This window comes from Chryseobacterium sp. Leaf404, from assembly GCF_001424145.1.
Taxonomy (GTDB): domain Bacteria; phylum Bacteroidota; class Bacteroidia; order Flavobacteriales; family Weeksellaceae; genus Chryseobacterium.
The window spans coordinates 102,373-120,144 of sequence record NZ_LMQM01000011.1 but is presented as its reverse complement, the minus strand read 5'-3'; the positions used below and the strand labels follow the sequence as shown (position 1 = coordinate 120,144).

General features: G+C 36.5%; 30 protein-coding genes. 7 read left to right on the top strand and 23 right to left on the bottom strand.

Annotated elements, in window-relative coordinates:
• Window positions 1-2: 2 nt before the first annotated feature.
• Together ASG31_RS10320 and ASG31_RS10315 are read right to left on the bottom strand one after the other, a co-directional pair.
• Window positions 3-962: a phage protease gene (locus ASG31_RS10320; RefSeq protein WP_056031759.1), complete on the bottom strand. Its 960-nt coding sequence runs from the start codon at window positions 960-962 to the stop codon at window positions 3-5.
• Window positions 962-1,276 carry a hypothetical protein gene (locus ASG31_RS10315; protein WP_056031756.1) on the bottom strand — a complete coding sequence of 105 codons (315 nt, stop codon included), beginning with the start codon at window positions 1,274-1,276 and terminating at the stop codon, window positions 962-964. The genes ASG31_RS10320 and ASG31_RS10315 overlap by 1 nt, the downstream gene beginning before the upstream one ends.
• Before the next feature lie 151 nt (window positions 1,277-1,427).
• On the opposite strand from ASG31_RS10315, the gene ASG31_RS10310 reads away from it, so the two are divergent.
• The 7 genes from ASG31_RS10310 (at window position 1,428) to ASG31_RS10280 (ending at window position 7,373) form a co-directional block, all read left to right on the top strand.
• Window positions 1,428-1,910, top strand: coding sequence for a DUF1804 family protein (locus ASG31_RS10310; RefSeq protein WP_056031753.1), 483 nt, complete (start codon window positions 1,428-1,430; stop codon window positions 1,908-1,910).
• On the top strand, window positions 1,903-3,441 hold the full coding sequence (locus ASG31_RS10305; protein WP_082504536.1) for a hypothetical protein: 1,539 nt from the start codon (window positions 1,903-1,905) through the stop codon (window positions 3,439-3,441). The genes ASG31_RS10310 and ASG31_RS10305 overlap by 8 nt, the downstream gene beginning before the upstream one ends.
• Window positions 3,442-3,444: 3 nt before the next feature.
• Window positions 3,445-3,903 (top strand): hypothetical protein, encoded by a 459-nt coding sequence (locus ASG31_RS10300; protein ID WP_056031750.1) that lies wholly within the window; start codon window positions 3,445-3,447, stop codon window positions 3,901-3,903.
• A gap of 14 nt (window positions 3,904-3,917) precedes the next feature.
• Entirely contained in the window at window positions 3,918-5,231 is a 1,314-nt protein-coding gene (locus ASG31_RS10295; protein WP_157844461.1) for a DUF935 family protein, read from the top strand.
• Between the two features lie 80 nt (window positions 5,232-5,311).
• A complete protein-coding gene (locus tag ASG31_RS10290; RefSeq protein WP_131725537.1) occupies window positions 5,312-6,301 on the top strand; it encodes a phage minor head protein in 990 nt (329 codons plus the stop codon).
• Window positions 6,298-6,858 carry a hypothetical protein gene (locus ASG31_RS10285; RefSeq protein ID WP_056031743.1) on the top strand — a complete coding sequence of 187 codons (561 nt, stop codon included), beginning with the start codon at window positions 6,298-6,300 and terminating at the stop codon, window positions 6,856-6,858. Before ASG31_RS10290 ends, ASG31_RS10285 begins: the two co-directional genes overlap by 4 nt.
• The gene (locus ASG31_RS10280; RefSeq protein ID WP_056031740.1) at window positions 6,858-7,373 is read left to right on the top strand and encodes a hypothetical protein; all 516 of its coding nucleotides are present in this window, start codon (window positions 6,858-6,860) and stop codon (window positions 7,371-7,373) included. The genes ASG31_RS10285 and ASG31_RS10280 overlap by 1 nt, the downstream gene beginning before the upstream one ends.
• Here the strand turns inward: ASG31_RS10280 and ASG31_RS10275 are convergent.
• The 21 genes from ASG31_RS10275 to ASG31_RS19070 form a co-directional block, all read right to left on the bottom strand.
• The gene (locus tag ASG31_RS10275) at window positions 7,366-7,527 is read right to left on the bottom strand and encodes a hypothetical protein (protein ID WP_206549389.1); all 162 of its coding nucleotides are present in this window, start codon (window positions 7,525-7,527) and stop codon (window positions 7,366-7,368) included. The two genes, ASG31_RS10280 and ASG31_RS10275, sit on opposite strands and share 8 nt — an antisense overlap.
• 140 nt (window positions 7,528-7,667) lie before the next feature.
• Entirely contained in the window at window positions 7,668-8,135 is a 468-nt protein-coding gene (locus tag ASG31_RS10270) for a hypothetical protein (protein ID WP_056031735.1), read from the bottom strand.
• Window positions 8,132-8,449, bottom strand: a complete 318-nt coding sequence (locus tag ASG31_RS10265) for a hypothetical protein (protein WP_056031732.1) — start codon at window positions 8,447-8,449, stop codon at window positions 8,132-8,134. Before ASG31_RS10265 ends, ASG31_RS10270 begins: the two co-directional genes overlap by 4 nt.
• A gap of 23 nt (window positions 8,450-8,472) precedes the next feature.
• The gene (locus ASG31_RS10260) at window positions 8,473-8,691 is read right to left on the bottom strand and encodes a hypothetical protein (protein ID WP_056031729.1); all 219 of its coding nucleotides are present in this window, start codon (window positions 8,689-8,691) and stop codon (window positions 8,473-8,475) included.
• Window positions 8,692-8,745: 54 nt separating this feature from the next.
• Complete coding sequence (locus tag ASG31_RS10255; RefSeq protein WP_056031726.1) at window positions 8,746-8,964, bottom strand: hypothetical protein; 219 nt, start codon at window positions 8,962-8,964, stop codon at window positions 8,746-8,748.
• Window positions 8,961-9,638: a hypothetical protein gene (locus tag ASG31_RS10250; RefSeq protein ID WP_056031724.1), complete on the bottom strand. Its 678-nt coding sequence runs from the start codon at window positions 9,636-9,638 to the stop codon at window positions 8,961-8,963. Before ASG31_RS10250 ends, ASG31_RS10255 begins: the two co-directional genes overlap by 4 nt.
• 16 nt (window positions 9,639-9,654) lie before the next feature.
• On the bottom strand, window positions 9,655-10,020 hold the full coding sequence (locus ASG31_RS10245) for a conserved phage C-terminal domain-containing protein (protein ID WP_056031722.1): 366 nt from the start codon (window positions 10,018-10,020) through the stop codon (window positions 9,655-9,657).
• Complete coding sequence (locus ASG31_RS10240) at window positions 10,020-10,508, bottom strand: hypothetical protein (protein ID WP_056031720.1); 489 nt, start codon at window positions 10,506-10,508, stop codon at window positions 10,020-10,022. The genes ASG31_RS10245 and ASG31_RS10240 overlap by 1 nt, the downstream gene beginning before the upstream one ends.
• Window positions 10,474-10,608, bottom strand: a complete 135-nt coding sequence (locus ASG31_RS19075) for a hypothetical protein (RefSeq protein ID WP_262483845.1) — start codon at window positions 10,606-10,608, stop codon at window positions 10,474-10,476. Before ASG31_RS19075 ends, ASG31_RS10240 begins: the two co-directional genes overlap by 35 nt.
• A complete protein-coding gene (locus tag ASG31_RS10235; protein ID WP_117585842.1) occupies window positions 10,608-11,612 on the bottom strand; it encodes a nucleoid-associated protein in 1,005 nt (334 codons plus the stop codon). The genes ASG31_RS19075 and ASG31_RS10235 overlap by 1 nt, the downstream gene beginning before the upstream one ends.
• Window positions 11,608-12,069, bottom strand: a complete 462-nt coding sequence (locus ASG31_RS10230) for a hypothetical protein (protein ID WP_131725536.1) — start codon at window positions 12,067-12,069, stop codon at window positions 11,608-11,610. The genes ASG31_RS10235 and ASG31_RS10230 overlap by 5 nt, the downstream gene beginning before the upstream one ends.
• Window positions 12,070-12,096: 27 nt before the next feature.
• Window positions 12,097-12,390, bottom strand: coding sequence for a hypothetical protein (locus ASG31_RS10225; protein ID WP_056031713.1), 294 nt, complete (start codon window positions 12,388-12,390; stop codon window positions 12,097-12,099).
• A 90-nt stretch (window positions 12,391-12,480) separates the two neighbouring features.
• The gene (locus ASG31_RS18565) at window positions 12,481-12,627 is read right to left on the bottom strand and encodes a hypothetical protein (RefSeq protein WP_157844460.1); all 147 of its coding nucleotides are present in this window, start codon (window positions 12,625-12,627) and stop codon (window positions 12,481-12,483) included.
• Window position 12,628: 1 nt separating this feature from the next.
• Window positions 12,629-13,294, bottom strand: a complete 666-nt coding sequence (locus ASG31_RS10220) for a DUF3164 family protein (protein WP_056031710.1) — start codon at window positions 13,292-13,294, stop codon at window positions 12,629-12,631.
• Window positions 13,291-13,464, bottom strand: coding sequence for a hypothetical protein (locus ASG31_RS18640; RefSeq protein ID WP_185113208.1), 174 nt, complete (start codon window positions 13,462-13,464; stop codon window positions 13,291-13,293). Before ASG31_RS18640 ends, ASG31_RS10220 begins: the two co-directional genes overlap by 4 nt.
• 1 nt (window position 13,465) lies before the next feature.
• Complete coding sequence (locus ASG31_RS10215; RefSeq protein WP_056031707.1) at window positions 13,466-13,669, bottom strand: hypothetical protein; 204 nt, start codon at window positions 13,667-13,669, stop codon at window positions 13,466-13,468.
• The gene (locus ASG31_RS10210) at window positions 13,669-13,950 is read right to left on the bottom strand and encodes a hypothetical protein (RefSeq protein ID WP_056031704.1); all 282 of its coding nucleotides are present in this window, start codon (window positions 13,948-13,950) and stop codon (window positions 13,669-13,671) included. Before ASG31_RS10210 ends, ASG31_RS10215 begins: the two co-directional genes overlap by 1 nt.
• A 10-nt stretch (window positions 13,951-13,960) precedes the next feature.
• Window positions 13,961-14,578 carry an ATP-binding protein gene (locus ASG31_RS10205; protein ID WP_056031701.1) on the bottom strand — a complete coding sequence of 206 codons (618 nt, stop codon included), beginning with the start codon at window positions 14,576-14,578 and terminating at the stop codon, window positions 13,961-13,963.
• Window positions 14,575-15,522 (bottom strand): AAA family ATPase, encoded by a 948-nt coding sequence (locus tag ASG31_RS10200; protein ID WP_056031698.1) that lies wholly within the window; start codon window positions 15,520-15,522, stop codon window positions 14,575-14,577. The genes ASG31_RS10205 and ASG31_RS10200 overlap by 4 nt, the downstream gene beginning before the upstream one ends.
• The gene (locus ASG31_RS10195) at window positions 15,512-17,563 is read right to left on the bottom strand and encodes a hypothetical protein (protein WP_056031695.1); all 2,052 of its coding nucleotides are present in this window, start codon (window positions 17,561-17,563) and stop codon (window positions 15,512-15,514) included. Before ASG31_RS10195 ends, ASG31_RS10200 begins: the two co-directional genes overlap by 11 nt.
• A 74-nt stretch (window positions 17,564-17,637) precedes the next feature.
• The gene (locus ASG31_RS19070) at window positions 17,638-17,772 is read right to left on the bottom strand and encodes a hypothetical protein (RefSeq protein ID WP_262483844.1); all 135 of its coding nucleotides are present in this window, start codon (window positions 17,770-17,772) and stop codon (window positions 17,638-17,640) included.

The window sequence follows — 17,772 nt, the reverse complement described above, 5'->3', positions numbered from 1 at the left end:
TTTTAATTAGATTTTAGATTAGGAAATTTTTCGTTTCTCAGTTTTTCATAAAGGTCTGGAAACTGTTTTTCGATGGTTGGTAAATCGTTTGATTTATACAAATCATCCCAAGTTTTACCATTGTATTTCTCCTGGCCATCTTTGTTTTTCAGTTCGTCTGTTACTGAAACCTGAGCAGGCATTTTGTCAATCAAGTCTTTCAATCCATCAGGATTTTCGGCAAAAGATTTTTTCAACTGAGTAGCTAATTCGACAGTTAGTTTCTTATCAGTTGTGCCTTTGTCAATAAGGTCTTCAACCTGTTTGGTGACAGATTCAGCCTTCAGGGCTTCTAGGTCTTTTTCCAAACCATCTGCTTTATCTGCTTTTTCAACAAGGTTATTAATTGCGGTAACAACTTCTGTTTCGTCACCGTCTTTTAAGTTTAAGGCTGCAAGAATTTTGGCAGCATCAAGAGTATTACTCATAGTATGTTCGATTGTATAATTTGAGAGATCAGAAAGATTTAGCTCGTTATCGTCCTTATCAAAGAGATTTGCTAAAGCGTTAAAGTTTCCGGGAATATCAACCAGTGAGATTTCACGAGGAAACCACTTAGTGACTGTTGGTCTTTCCTGTCCTGGTAACATCAAACTTTTAGCTTCTGAAGCTTCCAAAACTTTAATCTTACCAACAGATGCTGCATTTAAGAAACCGGATTCAATCTGATCAGCGATCGACTGGCCTTCCGGATGAGAAAGATTAACTACAGGTGTAGCGAAAACTTTGTCGCCATCAATCCTGAAATCTTCCCAACGAACTACAACACCTTTCTCACGGTTGTGCATGTGATAGCCAATCGGGTTCTTTTTCACTTCATCAAGTAAAAGTCCGGCAGTGAGACAACGGTATTTATAAACATTGACAGAATCGTCTGTGATGCAGAATTCTTTGTCGATTTTCTTAAATGTCGGTGTACTCATTAAACGTTCGTTCTTTTATGAGTTCCACGTTTTACGAAGTTCATTCCGTAGAATTTTGGAGGAATACCAGGATCGAATGAAGCGAATAAAGGAGCCTTAGTTTTAGCACGTTTTGTGGAAGCAATTTTCTGAATTTCTTCGGGAGAAACATTTCTCTTCTCAGAGCTTGGAAGCTCATTAGGCGTTTTTTCCTTTACTAATTTTTGTGCTTCAGCTCTTTGAGCTGATTCCGCAACTGAATGTGCGCCTGTTCCGGCAAGACCTCCAGCTATTGACATTGCTGCTAAAATTCCGATTCCTACAGATTTTTTCATTCTAAAATTTTTAACTGTTTTGCAGTTCCCTGCGATTGAGATGACAAACTTCCGAAAACCCGCGAGCCTTTGAAATTAAGTGCGCAAGGATTGCACAACTATTTCAAAAACAATCCTTTAAACTTCAATTTTGTACCGAGAAATAGTATCTATGGCAGTAAGTAAGACAGAGCAACGAGAACACGCACGCCTTTTATATGTGAATGAGAAAATCACATTAAAGGAAGTCGCAGAGCGTGTAAAAGTCACGGAAAAGACCGTTGGTAAATGGTGTAAGGATGACAATTGGGACGAACTTCGTAAAAGTTTGATGAACACCAGGGAAAACCAATTGATTCACTTTTACAATCAGTTGGAGGCTCTCAACATGGATATCGCCAACCGTCCTGAAATCAAAGTTGATGGAAAGCCTATTCAGAGACCTTTAAAAAATATTCCTACATCTGCTGAAGCTGATATCCTTACTAAAACAACATCGAACATTAATAAGTTAGAGGTTGAAATAGGTCTTGGTGAAATTGTAGTTACTGCTAAAAAGATGATCACTTTCATTCAGCAAATCAGCCTTCCTGATGCAAAGCTTTTTAAAAACTATTTCGATGAATACATTAATAATCGTGTGAAGAATGGCTAATAAAAAAAAGACTGACAAGGAATGGTTAGCCGAATGGAAAGAATTTGGAGACAATATAGATAATGCCACACCGATTGATCTTACAGAAACATCTGTCGAAAAACTAAATAGGATAAAAGATTTAGAGGCAAATGATGAGAAATGGTTTAAATATTATTTTCCAAATTTCTACACCTCTGAACCTGCTGATTTTCATTTAAAATCTACAAAAAAGGTCATGAAAAACGACGAATATTATATCGTTCGTTCATGGGCTCGTGAGCTTTCAAAATCAGGTAGAACGATGATGGAGGTTCTGAAACTTGTTTTAACAGGAAAAAAGAAAAATACTCTTTTTGTTTCAAATTCTTATGATAATGCTGAAAGATTATTAATGCCGTATATGGTTATTCTTGAAAGGAATAACAGGATTATAAATGACTACGGAAATCAAAAAAGAGTCGGATCATGGGAGGCAGGCGAATTCACCACACGCAAAGGTGCAGCGTTTCGTGCATTGGGAGCAGGACAATCACCAAGAGGAACTCGTAATAATGAGATAAGACCCGACGTTATTATTATTGATGATATTGATACAGATGCTGATTGCTTAAACTCTGAAATTATTGATAAGCGAGTACGATGGATTGATCAGGCATTGATACCCACACGCTCAATTTCAAGAGGACTTTTATTGATAGCGTGCGGAAATATCATTTCTGATTATTGTTGCATTACAGAAATGGGTGCAAAAGCTGATTCCTGGGAAGTCGTAAATATCCGTGATGAAGACGGAAATTCAACATGGCCTCAAAAAAATTCGCAGGAAGCAATTAACAGAGTTTTAAAAATAATTGATTACGAATCCGGTGAAAAGGAATACTTCAATAATCCAATGGATGGAAGTAAGGTCTTTACAAATATTGTCGACACACCGGCATTTCTTTTAAGATATTGTAATCATGTAATTATTTATGCTGATCCTTCACCAAGTGATAGTGAAGCCAAATCTTCATCAGATAAAGCTGTAGGGATTATTGCTAACAAAGGACTTGACTTTCAAATTTATAAAGCATGGCTCGACAAAATGACTAATGCAAAGTTCGTCGATTATCTCTATGAAGCCTACAAGATTTGCAAAAAAGCAGGTGTTGATCCAATTGTTGTCTATATCGAAAACAACACTTTACAAAATCCACATTATGAACTTGTGATTTTACCTGAGGTTTTCAGAAAAAAAGACATAGAAAAAATAAATCTACCAATTACTCCAGATGATAGAGTAAAGCCCCATAAATGGAGTAGAATATCGGGTACATTAGAACCTATGATCAGGCTTGAAACACTGACTTTTAATGAAAATGAAAAAGATAATCCTCACATGATCCGTTTAAAAAAACAATTTAAAAATGCCAACTCAAAAGCTAAAAAATTAGATGGACCGGATATGGTTGAAGGTGGCGTAACGATTATTAACGAAAGGATTATTGTAGATGCTTCAACTGGTGGAATTGAATCTCAACAACGTGAACCAAGTAAACACCGATTATAAATTATGATAATTTCAATTGAAGAATTACAGACTGAATTATACGAAGAAGTAATTGAAGAAATCACAAGAGCATCTGAAGATGAAGTAAAATCTCATATTAAAGCTGCTGAAGATTTCGCTAAAGGATTCTTGTTTAAATATGATTTAAAAGCTCTTTTTGGAACTTCCGAAAGTCAACCAACTGTAACGGACGAAAGTTTAAAAAAGTGCATTAAAATATTAGCCTCCTATTTCCTTATCAGGAAAGCGAATCCGAGTGTTCAGTCATCACCTTTTAAAGATGATTACATGATGATGATCGGAACTAAAGAGGAACCTGGCTGGCTGTATGAAATCAGAAACGGAGATATTAATCCGGATTGGCCGTATAAAAAAGATGATCCCGAAACTCCGGAAGATGAAAGCCAACAGAACCAAGACTTTTACTGGACTTCAACTACAAAAAGAACCAACCGATTTTAACCATGAAAAAGAGAATGAAACCAAAAGCTCCGGAAACGGCTGCTCCAACTTATCTGATTCACGACTTAACAGTTGTATCACCTGACAGACAGCGAAAGGACGTACAGTCTTTAAAAAATGCTGTTATCAGTGGTGAACAGGTACATTTCCCAAACCGTACCTTGTTATATGATTTATACCATGATGTTTGGTCAATGGATGGTTTTTTGCGCGGAATTATCGACAAAAGAATAAATACAGTTTTAAATAAAAAACTGAAATTTATTGACAAGTCCGGAAAGGAGAATGTGGAGATTACAAAATTGATGCGTTCAAAAGCCGGTCGTGGTTTAATCAAAAAGATTTTGGAATCTATCATTTGGGGAATCTCCGGTGTTGAATTTAAAATCGGGCAAAAATTTGAGTGGGAAGAAATTCCACGAAAACACATTAAGCCGGAAAAAGGTTTAATAACTAAAAGCCAGTACGGAGTTTCTGAAGATAACGGTTATAAAATTGATGATCTACCTTTTGCGTGGATCATTGGCGAAAAAACTGATTTAGGATTGCTTTTAGCGTGTTCGCTGTATGCAATTTATAAGCGTGGCAATTTTGGTGATTGGGCTCAATACGTCGAGATTTTCGGACAGCCAGTCCGCATTATGGAATATGATGCCTACGATACCAAGACTAAAGAGGAACTTCGAAAAGTTTTGAATGAGTCCGGAAACTCATTAGCAATGATGATTCCGAAACAGGCAACTTTCCAAATGTTGGACGGGAAACAAAGTAACGGCGATGGTCAATTACAGTCAACATTTAAAGATGCTTGTAATTCTGAAATGGCAATCGCTATTTTAGGGAATACCGAAACCACTTCCAGCTCATCATCTTCCGGCTACGCTCAGTCCAAAGAGCATGGCGAACAGCAGGATGAAATCACAGCATCAGATTTAATTTTTGTTGAAAATTATTTGAACTCAGAAAAATTTCTGACGATTTTAAAATCTTATGGTTTTGATGTTAATGGTGAATTTGAATATGATCTTGATATCAATTTAGCAAAACTAAAACTGAAAATTGAGATTGACATGCAGGTTTCTACAAAAGTACCCATCGGTGATGATTACTGGTATGATACCTACAGAATTCCGAAGCCTGACAATTACGATGAATTAAAAAAGAAGATGGATGAAAAATCATCTTTGGCAATGCAACCAAAACCATCAGAAAAACCGGATAAAAAAGAAGATCCCGAAAAAGAAGATCTCTCCGATTTTTCTCAACCTAAATTTTTGGATAAATTCTTTTTAAGGCTTGCTGATTTTTTCGACCAAGCCCGACATTGATCGGGCAGTTGAATAATCTTTACAGTCAACAATGCGAAATATGTGGTGGAACCCATCAAGACCTATCAGATTTTTATGATTTGGGCGATCCTCCACTTGATCCGATTTACGAGCAAATAACAAGAGATTTGCTCACCGGCAGAATTACGCCGATCAATGCAGCTTTACATTTGGAAACCGCCGCCCGTTTAAATGAAGCGATTGCGGTAAAAACAGAACTTGGAACGCCTTCGAGTTTGGAGCCTTATTTAAAACGAAATATCTATCATTTTTCGGCTGCCAAAAGCTTTGCCCAAATGCAGTATTATCGTGACGGGATGGTGGACGAAAAGGGCAATATTAAAAGTTTTCAAACCTTTAGGAAATGGGTAGCCGATGCTGGAGAAATGTTCAATGAACGACATTTGAAGGTAGAGTATGATATGGCTCATTCGTCTGCTTTGATGGCTCAGGCGTGGGAAGAAATGAACTCTGAACTCATTGAGTTTTCAACTGCCGGAGATAACCATGTAAGACCGAAACACGCCCTTCTGGATAAGTTCACCGCTCCAAAATCAGACCCGATCTGGAAGCGTATTTGTCCGCCATTGGATTGGGGTTGCCGTTGCAGAATTATTCCGGGCAATCCAAATACACCAAAAAAGCTCAATAATACTGAAGCTTATAATATTGTAAAAGAAGATGTGAAAGGAACTGTTTTCGAAAATAACAGTGCTGTATCGAAAATCATTTTTAACGATAAACATCCTTATTTTCAAAATGCTAATGGCAAGGAAAAGCAACTTAACTGGTCACAGTATGGAATGGATAAAATATCAAAAATAAAAACCCGTGAACTGGAAGCTTTCCAAACCCGTGAATTGGCAAGGGATGAAGCTTTGAAATCACCTCATGAAAGTTGGATGAATCCTGATAAAGGAACTACCAGCCATGTAAAATATTACGAGGATAAAACCGTTATTGTAACTGTGGGAAAAGATAATGAGGTTGAAAAAGTAAGAGTGATTAGTATCACCCGTGAATCAACAATAAATCAATATCGCAAAGGCGTTTTAATGCACAGAGAATGACACCACAAGAATCAGAATCAGTAATCAGAGGTAAAGCCTACAGGGTTAAAAATTATATTGAACAACAGCTGCCGAAAAAAAAGGCTAACATGATGATTCGGTACGTCAATGGAAATTTTCGTGCTCAAGGATTTCAAGGCACATATTTCAAAAAATGGAAACCAACCAAAAAGAAAAAAGGCAGAATATTAATTGAAAGCGGAAGACTAAGAGCAGCAACACGAGTAATTATCGGCGTTGGTGAAGTAACGCTTAGAAATGATATGCCGTATGCTCAGGTACACAATGAAGGTTTCAAAGGTAAAATGTCTGTAAAAGCACATCAAAGAAACCGATATTCCAAAGGAAAGGTTGGTACTGGGAAATTTACCAAAACAGGAAAGGAACGGCAAAAAACCGTGAAATTCAAAAGCGGTGAAGGAAGCGTACGAGCTCACACAAGAAAAGTGAATATTCCAAGAAGGCAATTTATTCCAACGGCGAAAAGACCTTCTAAAACTTTGGAGAACTCACTTTTAAAAATGATTAATAAGGACATTCAGGAAATCATAAAATAATGGATAATTTTTTTGCAAACTTTTTATTGGACTTTCAGAATCGCATCACCGAGAAAGTCCCGGAAATAAAATACATTGATCAGGATTTAGGTCAGTTAGGTCAGGATAGTGAAGATGAAAGACCGCCACTGGTTTACCCTGCTATTTTAATTGATTTTCCAAGTACAGATTACACCAATATTTCGGGCGGTGCTCAGGTGGGTGCTGTGCAGATTTCGATACAGTTAATTTTTGCACCTTTCAGTCAGTCATGGCAGAAAGCACCACAGCCTGTAAAAGAAAAGGCACTGGAGTATTTGGCAATTGAGCAAAAAGTGCATAAGGCCTTACAAAATTGGGAAGCTGATTATTTTCAGGCGTTGGTGCGAACCAATATCAGAAGTCAGAATAATAACGATATCGGTCTGCGTGTGAGAAATCTGAACTATACCACTCAGTATGAAGATTACAGCCCGATTGACGAAGAATTTAAAGAAATTGAATTTACCTTTAAAGGGAATTTAAACACTAATTAAAAAGCGTTAACTGCTCTTCATTCTCAACCTTCGGAATCACCATTCCTTTAATGTTCATCCACTGGCGGTAAGAAATAAAAATATTGTGTTGAGGAAAGTAGTTTGAGAGGATTCGGGTATCAGGAACATCGACGTGCTTATATTGGTTGTACACCGATATAATATATTTTGCCCGTTTAACATAATTTCGTCGATTGTACGCCATCTGAGAACAAAAATACATCACAGTATCATACAAGTCAAGCCGGCGTTATATGGTATTAAAAAACCCGCTTAATTGCGGGTTTTATTATATTACCAAGGTTGCGGGTTTTGAGACATGTTTTTGATCATCCAGCGCCTGCCAACATTAAAGAAGTTTAACCAAATTTTATCTTCCCTATTTTTGTAAGTGTAGACTTTTTTTTCACCCCCTTCCGCTTGTACATAAGTTACCCAAAATTGTTTCAATGGTTCAGCTTCACCAGTTGCACTTTCAAAATTAAAGACAGAATTTTTATTATTATAATTGATCATTATTTTTCTGTCACAAGGATTTCCAAGTTTACAATTTTTGACTTCATTATCTTCAGCATTTTTTGGCAAGTAAGTATAATGAGTTGTTAAACCTTGACGATATGAATCTATCAATTTAAAATCAGGCAGCATTACTGCATTCAGTTTTTCGGCTTCAGTTTCACTAATGCCATTGACCTTTTTCAATAGCTCAACATTCTGCCCAAATGCGAAAACAGAAAAAAGTAAAAATAAAAGTGGTTTCATTTTGTTATTGCAATTAATTCTAAAATTATAGTGTTATCTAAAACAGCGTAGACCAAGTACTCATTTTTATCAAAAAATATACGATTACCTATTTTAAATTCGATTCCATCAATTATAATTGATTTACCCGTTTCATTATCTAAATTTATACAATAACCTTTTTCCTTCCTATTCTTTAACAAATCATCTATTTTAATCTCAATAAGTATTTCGAATGCGTTTTTGCTACTATTATATTCGACAGGCACAAATGGCACCGATTCTCCGGAAACTAAAAGCTTCACATCTTCCCAATAAAAATCCTGTATCGACATTAATTTATTTTTATCAAATTTAATTAATAATCTCTACCAATAAAATAGCCAAACATAAAAAAATCTATTGCGTTCAATTTTTGGCCTTCCTTCGGTGTAAAAACGAGAGTAGAAGAATAAGTGCCACTCTCAACTTCGTAGTTGTATTTTTCGGCGATACCGATACCGGCACCACATGTTTTTAAAGCATCCAATATATTTTCAATGATATCGTTTTGAAAATTGATTCTGCATTCTTTCATTGTTGTAAATTTAAAATGTTTGTTTCAAAAAAAACTACGGAAATCCGTAGTTAGCTAAATTAATTCAGGTTTTTTCTCAAATTCTTTCAAAGCAACGCTTTTCATTCGGTTGAGAACCGTTGGCGATTCGCCGTTTTGTAAGGCGTAGGTTTCGTAAAGAGGAAAATCACGGGCTTCAGAACTTATTTCTAAAGTTACAATGGTGTAGCCTTTTTTCTCTAATGCTTCCTTTATCTCTGTATCATTGTACCAATAACCGTTTATCTTTATCATTTTTTTGTTTTTTTTATTGGTTTACTTTTATCCCTTATTTCTTTTTCGGTCATCAAAATTTTGTAGACTTCCGGATGAGAATATTTTGAAGTATTGCCAATCATCGTTTCCAAAAACTCATCGTCTTTCTTTTGGATCGTTTCCGGAAGTGTTTTCAGATATTCACTGTAATCAAATAAAGGATTATCTTTTCTCAAAACGCCTGTATTTCGGCTGACGGTTGCTGTTTTCAACCTTCGGGAAAGTTCCTCCAGCATTTCAACCGATTTCTCGGAATACTCGTGATTTTGTACTGCATCATTTTCCGCTCTTATTCTCGCATTTTCCTCGCTGATCCGGCTGTCGTGAAAAGCTTCAATTTTCTTTTCAAGATATTGAGGAACCCATGCGAGAATGACGATTGAATCAAGGCGGTAGATGTCGCCAAAATCGCCGTTTCTTGCCATCTTAAAAAATAACATTACATCTTCAAGACTTTCCCCTGAAAACCGTTCGTAAAAGTCTGCTGCCAAAGCAATCATCTGGTCTTCATTTAGTTTTCGGCTGACATTCACCAAATCATTAAATCTCCGGATAATTAAAAAAATTGATTTAATCAGCTCATTTTCTCCAGCTTTCTGATTGATAAGCAAAGGAGCCGAAACGCATTTTGCAATTGTCAGACTCCTTTCCATTTGAATAATTTTAAATTTATCCTCGCTTACCAAACATTGCATCAATTTTATCGAACGCTCCGGAAGTACTTTGCTCTGTTTTAACGTTATTGATTTCTGCGAAGTATTTTGCATACAATTGAGGATTTTGCTTTATTCTTTCGATCTCGTTGATGTAATTTTCAAAATTCCTTTCTAAAAAAAGTGTTGATGGTCTCAAATACATCGCCATTTTCGGGTTATTTTTCCACTGAATAACTTTCAGTTGGATCACTTCTATAATCTGCTCTTTGGTGAAGTTCTGTTTTAAAAGTGCTGATATTTTGGAAATATTACTTTTAATTTCTCTGAACTTCGAGCCGGTAACTTCGTTGAGGAAGTTTAGTATTTCTGTTTCTTCCATTATGTGTATTTAAAATTTGTCCAGTGAATAATTTTGCCTTTGAAATCTTCGTTGAAATATTCAAAAAACTCATCAAGCGATGCAAAGCCATCATTTTGAGCTAAAGTTTCTAAGTCCAAATTGTGACATTCTATATTTTTGAATTGGTCAAAAAAAGCGTCTCCAAACCACTCTTCATCAATTAATATCTGAACGGTCAACCCAAAATATTTAATTTCAAATTCCTGAATAGAAACAACCTGTATTTTCGGAGCAAAGCGAAACATATCTTTCGTTCTCGCATTGATAAAAAAATCAATCATTACACCTACCTTCCATCTGTTTTTATCGTCTTTTCTGATGGTGTGGATTTTTGGGCTGTAATCTTTTGACGCTATTCCAAAATTTAAAGGCTCATCCGAAAGTTTATTCTGTTCTATAGAAAGGAGAATCTTTTCAGGAAAGTGAGTCTTTTTATCGTTGATTTTTGTTTTGAATGATAGTATCATTTTTCTGTTTTTCTTTAGGTTTTACAATAGAATGATTCTTTAATGCTTCACGCTCACCAAATAGAACGTGAAGCGGGGTTTTTCTTTTTTTGAGTGCCATTAAACTTCCTTTTCAAAATACATTTTGTAGAAATTTCCCTTTTCATCAGTTCCACTCTCAAGAAGTTTTCTATCACCGTGGATGTAGATGTGAAAATTTTTGTCAAGTTTAATAATGCTTTTAAAATGCTTTTGAGACTTCTTTACAGCTGAATGACTGATTGGAAATTCTTCAGCAATATTGATTTGCATCTCCTGTTCGTAATCAGTTTTAAAATCTGTGAAACTTTCGATGATTTCGGGCTGTTCTAAAACTTCAGTTCCAAAATCTTCTAAGTTGAACTGTTCTTTTTCTTGGAAGTATCTTGCAGCTTTATTTAGGAGGTCTGCCTGATCAGCTTTGGAAACTTCAAATTCCACCGGAAGCTGTTTTTTAAAATAATCTTTGATGACAGCCATTGATTCCTGCGTATGGTAATAATCATCTTCACGCTGTTTTACTTTTAAAAAATCTTCAAACCAGTAATACATGTCGCCGTTTTTATTGTTGTCTACAACTGAAAGAATGTAACCATCATCTTCAGATGAATTATAAATTAAAGCAGCTTTGTCGATTTTAGTTAAACTTACACCTTGGTCTTTCTCAATATCAAGATTTTCGTTACCGGGAAACATTTTTAAGAAGTTTTCTCTTTTCTCAGTTTTAAAAATCCCTATTTTCTCATTTCCTACGGTTTCATCATCAAAGTAAACAATGAACAGTTCACCACCTTGCACTCTCGGATTTTCAGCAGATTCAAAAAGATGTTTTGCTATTTTTTGAGATTCAAGTCTTATGGAGTCGGGGCGTGAAAAAATTTCTCTACTGGCAGAAAAAACAGGATTATTGACCAAATAAGTATCACTGTAAAATTGATAGGTTTCTTCAGTTTTAAAAGCACCTAAAAAATAATTCTCCAGTAATTCAAAAGTTGATTCGTCGAGTTGTAATTCGTCTTCGTAGGTGATTAAGGATTCTCCGTTAATCTTGTTTCCTACTTTGTGGGCAATAATCTTCATATTAATTAAGTTTTACGTTTTTTTCTGCTTTATCCCACCACGCTTTTGTCATTACTTTAGTTGCGCTGCGGGCATTGTTGGTTTTCACAGCTTGGAGCTGTTGGTGAACTCTCTGAAGTTCCAGAATTGAATGAGCATTTAAATGCTTTTTAAATACTGATGAAGCAAACATCCAGTTATTGAATTTGTGGAAGCCTCCTTTTTCTTTAATGCCGGTTTCCTCAGCAAGTTTTAAAATCTTTGAAATCCAGCCGTTTCTCAGGAGCTCATTTTTAAGCTCATCGTTTTCCTGTTCTACAGACTTCTGTTTTGGAACATGAATACTTAAAAGCTTCATGGCTTCATCCAGTGTAAGGTCATCTATCAATGTGGTTCTAAAACCAGTAAAACCATTGATCTCAATTGCCACCGACATGGGAGGTCGGTCGGCAAATAGCTGTTTTAATTCTTCTTTTGGGTTCATATCTTTGTTGTTTGTTTTAGAAATTTCTTATTTTTTTAAGTGCAGTGATGTTATTTTTACTTTTAAAAATTTAAACACGACACACTCAATTCCGCTTAGGAAAACATCCTCACCTGTGCCACTCCAGTAGTTCGGAGATTTTGGTTTTGCCTTCGGGTGTTTTTTGTTGAATTCCCTTACTTTCTCCAAAATAAGCTGTTGAAACTTTGTAAAATCAACATCATCAATAAGTATTCTGTCTAAAGTTTCGAGGTAAGTTTTGATTTCTTTTTCCAGGTTATTTTTAGCCTGTGTCCCGTGTTGAAAATCCGTTAAATACATAATTCTATTTTTTTTGCTCCTATCGGTGGAATCGAACCACCGAGAAACCATTTAGGAAATTTTATAAGCTTTTATGATTATAATCATACTTTATAAGCTTTTTTGCTTATTTTTCTCGATGTCTCCGACATTGATGTCGGAGACATCCGTAAGACTTTCAACTGCTGCGGAAATTAATACTCCAACTAAAACTCCCGCAACAAATCCAGCTGTGGCGATGATGAGAACTATTTCCATTTTAGTCTATTGAAAAATTAAAGTTTACTCTTTTGATAATTCCGTCGCCGTGATCTACCATCTTGTAGCCTCGTGCGTACCGTGAAGTTCTGATATCAATCATTGCTTCCATGATGATATCCATACCTTCATTAAAAAGCTCGCTGTCGGCACGATCTCTCATTTGATTAAGCTCACGAACTTTTTTAGGATCATAATTGCCTTGAGAATCCGTTTTCAAAGCGATATTTAGAAAATCCATCAGTATTTTTTCATTATCACTTTCACCGGCCAATGAAGCCATGTAACTTTTGATTTTTACAATGCCTTCAGCTTCGGTTCCATTGAAAGATGGACGAACATTCCATCCAACTTTCACAGAGGCAGAACCATCATCAAGCGTGAACGTGTGACTATCCTGTGCTCTTTTGTCGTTTCCGAAAACTTCAGCTCGCAGTTCGATCACCGGCTCAATGTTTTTGAAAAGATTTTCAATTCGTGCCTCAAGATCCTGACGCTTATCAATGAAAAAATCTATCTGACCGAGAACCACGTCATTCTCCATATTTTTCATGAGCTTTTTGTCCTCAGCTTTTTTGTTTTTTCTCTCTTTTTCCTGCTGTGCCACCTGATCAGCAATAGCTTTCATTTGCTCCGGTGTAAGTTGTGCGATGTCAATTGTTGTCATAATGTGTTATCTTGAATAATTAAATGTTGTAATTGTTTTTCTCTAATCATCAGCTCATCGTGGATTTTTACCCATTCTTCCTGATAGCTGTCGTCTTCTAATCTTGCCTTTAAACCTTTGATGATTTCTTCAAGTTCCTCGGCATTTGGTGGAAACATTTCGTTTTGCATTTTAATTTTCTCTTTGTTGTTTTAACTTATTCTTTTCTTCCAACTCTTGTGAAGCGGCATGATAACCTCTGATGTATTCCCGTGATAGTTCTTTTTTCAAAAGACTTTCAACTTCTTGAAAAACTCTTATAGAGTCAGAAACTTTCCCGGAAGCAGTTCCTATTATTGCAAATATTTCGTCCGTTAATTGTGCTGGTTTTTCCATTATTTTAATTTTGGTAAATCAATTTTTATATATTTTAGTTCTTCAGTCAAAACCCACTCATCCGGACTGTTCTCAAAATACTGGAGGCGATCCTGTCCGTATTTTAATTTTGGTGGAAGCCATTTCCATTTTATGCACCAGTCGTGAAGGATTTTAATGTTTTCCGTTGGCTCTGATATTTTGTCCTGCATCAGTAAGTGAATTCTCACCCGGTCTTTCCAATCTAAAACCCTCCAGATGCTGTCAAGGATTAAGATGTTTTTCAGTATTTCTTTATTCATATACACTTTGTTATTTTGTCCAGTACCTTTGGGCACCTTCGTCCCAGATTGTTAAACCTTCAGCTGCGTATTCTCCGAGATAACGGCCTTTTGAAAATGCCTTAAAACCTTCCACCCATATTTTTAAGTCAGCATCATACAGTAATCTAATAGCTGTTTTACCCATTGGTTTACTGCCATCCATTTGGCTATTCCATATAAAAAGCTTGTTTGGAAATTCTTCTTTTAGCTTCAAATATTGCTCAAATGTCATCCCTGCATATTGCCAACTGTCACTTATTATATATCTTGGGCTTTGGCGTTTTCTTAATCGGACTAATAATTCGTTATATCTTTCCTGGATAAGTTGAATTCTTCGACCACTTTCGGCGACTTGGTGGCGTTTCCAAGCTTTTTGCATTGTCAGTGAAGTACCTTCTTCTAATGAGTTGAATAAAACCCGATCAAACTTTGCGAGCTGTTTTGCAAGCTCAAGCATAAAAGAAGTTTTTCCCATTCCGGACTGACCGCTGATAAACCACGTTCCCGATGCTTCCGGCTCTTCAAAATTGTCGTACCATTCGCCTTCCCATTTTATCAGATCATATTTTTTTGCAAGCAGGTCGGTAGATGATATGGCTTTACTCACACTGTCATTTTTGGAAGGTTCAACACTTTTCTTACTAAATTTTCGGTTAATGGTTCACCCAATCTGTCAGCTTCACGCATTGCAGGTAGTAAGGCATCTCTAAGCTCTCCGTAATTCTCGCATTCTCTCTGAATGAACTGGATCAGCTTCTTATCTTCGATACCGGTTAAAAACTCTTTGTATCGGGTATCAATCGGTTTTAGTTCTCGAATACCGTACTTAACTCTTCTATAGAACTGAGGCATTCCCGGTGAATTTTTGCTTTTCAGCCTTTCTATTTTTGTTTTCAGCTGATCAGTACCAATAAGAATCAAGGCGCATTTACCGTGAAGGTGGTCGTGCATCTCTTTTACGTTGCAAAGGGTTGCCTGTTTCATGTATTCTGCCTCATCCCAAATTACAGCCGGCTGACGGCCGTTCATTTTCATTCTCTGAAGTTCTTTGATGACGGCATTGATTTTTTTTGTTTTAGAACCGGAAACATTAAGTCTCATCTGGTCGCATAATTTATCAATCAGATCGCCAATGGTGTCCATTGAGCCAACTGTAATTTTAAAAACATCTTTCGGTGACTGCTTCACGAAAATGTCTGCACAAAATGTTTTACCTGCTCCTGTACCACCGATGATAATATTGGTGTAGCCAAATCTTTTCGCATCTTCCAAAACTGAAAGCATTTGCATAAGCTGTGGAGTTTGACGGATTGACCATTTTAGTTCGTTGCTGTAGTTGTATTCAATAGTTTCGGCAATCATTCTGAAATACTTATCGTCGATTACGACCTCATTTTTATCGACAAGGATAAAATACTGTCCACGTCTCATGTAAGAAAGATAGTTTGAAGGAACGCCCGATTTTTCACAAAATTCATTGGCAGAATAATCGTGTTCATCCATCCATGTTTCAAGCTCCAGTAAGATTTTCTCTTTTATATTATTCGTCATCGGTTAAATATTTATCAAGGTTAATTTTGTTTGCGTAATAATCGTCCTGTTCTTTTTCCCAGCTTTGCTGATGTACTTTTTCGGCTTTTTGTTCCTGTTTTTCCAAAAGCTTTTTAGCCGGTGCAAGTCGTTTGGAATTTCTCTGATCTTTGTGCTGTCCACGGCTGTCGACGATCACCATTTTTGCAAGGGTATTGTCAAGCTCCGGATTCTGAATGAAAAGCTGATTTACAATCTTGCTGTCCTCAGCCTGCGTTTCAAGAACAATCTCTTTTGCTTTTTTGTTGAAGTTTCTCACTCTCTGAAGTTCCTCTCCGTCGCCTTCCTGTCTGTCATAGAGTGCCATCGGCTGTACGTATTTCTGATCAAGTAAGAAACTTATGTTTTGCTCTTCATTGTGTGCTAAAACTTGTGTTAAATCGTTACTGTCAAATTTTATAGTCCAGTTCAGGTGTGCATTCATTCTGAAATTGATATCAAAACTGTCGTACTCCATTTTTTTTCCGTTGATGGCAACGTGAAGACCGTTGTGAGAAAGTTTATTGGTGAATCCTGTGGTTTCTCCAAAATGTAAAAGAAACTCCTGTTGTGAAATCTGTTTTTTAGCATCAGAAGGCATTTCGTTGTAAGCCTGTAGATACTGATCAACCAATTTTTCCCGCTCCAGTTCAATCATTCTTACCAACTGCATCATACATCCTTCCTGGTCCGGAAATGAGTGGCGGATTTTATTCAGATACTCATCATTTGGCTGTGCTTTAGATTTTACGCCCTGACCGCTCCAGTTTGGTGCAAGCTGGCAATACGTTTTATTGAAATGCTTAAACCACGGCTCAATCACTTTAGATTTTGCGTTTCCAACTTTAGCAGGTGTGAATTTATCTGAAACAATCTCGTAGAATGAGGTCATTTCCTTTTTCGCATAGTTGTCGGCCTGAATCTGTAGCACTTTGTGTTTTGCCCCGAATAATTCTTCTGTGTGCTGAACTGCGTTTCGTAAAGCTGCCTTAATTAAATCTGCATTTTCGTGAGTTCCGATTGCATAACCTACCGGATATTTAACCGATGGATCAAGAACCACCACCATTGTAAGGCGGTTGTGATAAGTTGTAGTATTTTTTCCTTTTAAAGTTGTAGCGGATTTCTGATACAGTAATTCTGCATCCCAACCGTCGACTGTCCAGTAAAGCATCGGCGAAGTTGGAGCCGATCTTTTAACGTGCATCGCAATTTTGTTATCAAAACCTTTTTCGCCTTTGGTTCCGGCCATTACAAGCAGGTTCCATTTTTTACGATAGTTTCCAATCGTGTTTGCGCTCAGTTCCGGAAATTGCTGAATTTTTGCAACTGCATTGTAAACAACTGCGATCTGCTCATTATCGAAAGTTCTGTGATCTCTGAGAAGAGTTCTCAATAAAGCCTCCTGATTTTCATCTTTTACCTTCACCGCTTTTTTGTTTCCGAAATTTTCAGATACTAAAGATGAATAACCATCTTTTTTAAATTCCTCCAGTTTTTCCTTCAGACGTCTTGAAGATTTTGGCAGACTGTGACCGATCTGATCTTTCACATCCGTAACTGCTGTTGCAGCATCTTTCCAAATTTCAGTGAGACCTCTTTTGCCATTACGGGAGCGAACAAATGAAACTGTTTCTTTTACGTACTGCTCAACTGCTTGAAGCATCTGTGCGTTTTTTACGTATTCCTCCTGCTTTTCGGTAGAAAGCGTTCTGTAATCATCAAGTAGATAATAAGCGAAGAAATCAACTGCCTCGTAATCGTCTTTGTAGAAATTTAGAATTAAATTCTGCGTGTTTTTCTTTGGTGGATATCCAAGAATCTTCACAATCTGAACTCTGAAACGTTCCGGGATGCTATCAAATTCTACAAGAGCCCTGTTTCCAAGACCACGAGCGGTAACGACTTTATTTAATTTGCCATTACTGCACAAGTACTTGTAATTAGACTCGGAAATAACTCCCAAATCATCATACAAGGCTTTCGCTGGTATTGTTAAAGTATTATTGTAGAATTGATACATTTTTAAACTGTGTTTAAATAGAATTTAAATTGTTCCCATCGGAGGAATCGAACCTCCGGAAAACCATTTGGGATTTAGTATGATTTAAAATTTTTGTAGATGGTGAATCTTCCGAAAAGAACCCATTCTTCAGTTACCACTGGATTTGTGAAAATTGTTGTTACCGCAGTTTTGCGATATTTCAAGAATTTTAATAGTAATTTTTTCAT

What these genes read in the sequence shown, in the direction of transcription:
- ASG31_RS10315 (WP_056031756.1), bottom strand. Translation starts at nt 1,276, where the DNA reads ATGAAAAAATCTGTAGGAATCGGAATTTTAGCAGCAATGTCAATAGCT.
- ASG31_RS10250 (WP_056031724.1), bottom strand. Translation starts at nt 9,638, where the DNA reads ATGGAAAGGAGTCTGACAATTGCAAAATGCGTTTCGGCTCCTTTGCTT.
- ASG31_RS10245 (WP_056031722.1), bottom strand. Translation starts at nt 10,020, where the DNA reads ATGGAAGAAACAGAAATACTAAACTTCCTCAACGAAGTTACCGGCTCG.
- ASG31_RS10300 (WP_056031750.1), top strand. Translation starts at nt 3,445, where the DNA reads ATGATAATTTCAATTGAAGAATTACAGACTGAATTATACGAAGAAGTA.
- ASG31_RS10260 (WP_056031729.1), bottom strand. Translation starts at nt 8,691, where the DNA reads ATGAAAGAATGCAGAATCAATTTTCAAAACGATATCATTGAAAATATA.
- ASG31_RS10220 (WP_056031710.1), bottom strand. Translation starts at nt 13,294, where the DNA reads ATGACAACAATTGACATCGCACAACTTACACCGGAGCAAATGAAAGCT.
- ASG31_RS10200 (WP_056031698.1), bottom strand. Translation starts at nt 15,522, where the DNA reads ATGACGAATAATATAAAAGAGAAAATCTTACTGGAGCTTGAAACATGG.
- ASG31_RS10270 (WP_056031735.1), bottom strand. Translation starts at nt 8,135, where the DNA reads ATGAAACCACTTTTATTTTTACTTTTTTCTGTTTTCGCATTTGGGCAG.
- ASG31_RS18565 (WP_157844460.1), bottom strand. Translation starts at nt 12,627, where the DNA reads ATGGAAATAGTTCTCATCATCGCCACAGCTGGATTTGTTGCGGGAGTT.
- ASG31_RS10265 (WP_056031732.1), bottom strand. Translation starts at nt 8,449, where the DNA reads ATGTCGATACAGGATTTTTATTGGGAAGATGTGAAGCTTTTAGTTTCC.
- ASG31_RS10240 (WP_056031720.1), bottom strand. Translation starts at nt 10,508, where the DNA reads ATGATACTATCATTCAAAACAAAAATCAACGATAAAAAGACTCACTTT.
- ASG31_RS10255 (WP_056031726.1), bottom strand. Translation starts at nt 8,964, where the DNA reads ATGATAAAGATAAACGGTTATTGGTACAATGATACAGAGATAAAGGAA.
- ASG31_RS10230 (WP_131725536.1), bottom strand. Translation starts at nt 12,069, where the DNA reads ATGAACCCAAAAGAAGAATTAAAACAGCTATTTGCCGACCGACCTCCC.
- ASG31_RS18640 (WP_185113208.1), bottom strand. Translation starts at nt 13,464, where the DNA reads ATGCAAAACGAAATGTTTCCACCAAATGCCGAGGAACTTGAAGAAATC.
- ASG31_RS10320 (WP_056031759.1), bottom strand. Translation starts at nt 962, where the DNA reads ATGAGTACACCGACATTTAAGAAAATCGACAAAGAATTCTGCATCACA.
- ASG31_RS19070 (WP_262483844.1), bottom strand. Translation starts at nt 17,772, where the DNA reads ATGAAAAAATTACTATTAAAATTCTTGAAATATCGCAAAACTGCGGTA.
- ASG31_RS10210 (WP_056031704.1), bottom strand. Translation starts at nt 13,950, where the DNA reads ATGAATAAAGAAATACTGAAAAACATCTTAATCCTTGACAGCATCTGG.
- ASG31_RS10285 (WP_056031743.1), top strand. Translation starts at nt 6,298, where the DNA reads ATGACACCACAAGAATCAGAATCAGTAATCAGAGGTAAAGCCTACAGG.
- ASG31_RS10195 (WP_056031695.1), bottom strand. Translation starts at nt 17,563, where the DNA reads ATGTATCAATTCTACAATAATACTTTAACAATACCAGCGAAAGCCTTG.
- ASG31_RS10280 (WP_056031740.1), top strand. Translation starts at nt 6,858, where the DNA reads ATGGATAATTTTTTTGCAAACTTTTTATTGGACTTTCAGAATCGCATC.
- ASG31_RS10305 (WP_082504536.1), top strand. Translation starts at nt 1,903, where the DNA reads ATGGCTAATAAAAAAAAGACTGACAAGGAATGGTTAGCCGAATGGAAA.
- ASG31_RS10295 (WP_157844461.1), top strand. Translation starts at nt 3,918, where the DNA reads ATGAAACCAAAAGCTCCGGAAACGGCTGCTCCAACTTATCTGATTCAC.
- ASG31_RS10215 (WP_056031707.1), bottom strand. Translation starts at nt 13,669, where the DNA reads ATGGAAAAACCAGCACAATTAACGGACGAAATATTTGCAATAATAGGA.
- ASG31_RS10310 (WP_056031753.1), top strand. Translation starts at nt 1,428, where the DNA reads ATGGCAGTAAGTAAGACAGAGCAACGAGAACACGCACGCCTTTTATAT.
- ASG31_RS10225 (WP_056031713.1), bottom strand. Translation starts at nt 12,390, where the DNA reads ATGTATTTAACGGATTTTCAACACGGGACACAGGCTAAAAATAACCTG.
- ASG31_RS19075 (WP_262483845.1), bottom strand. Translation starts at nt 10,608, where the DNA reads ATGGCACTCAAAAAAAGAAAAACCCCGCTTCACGTTCTATTTGGTGAG.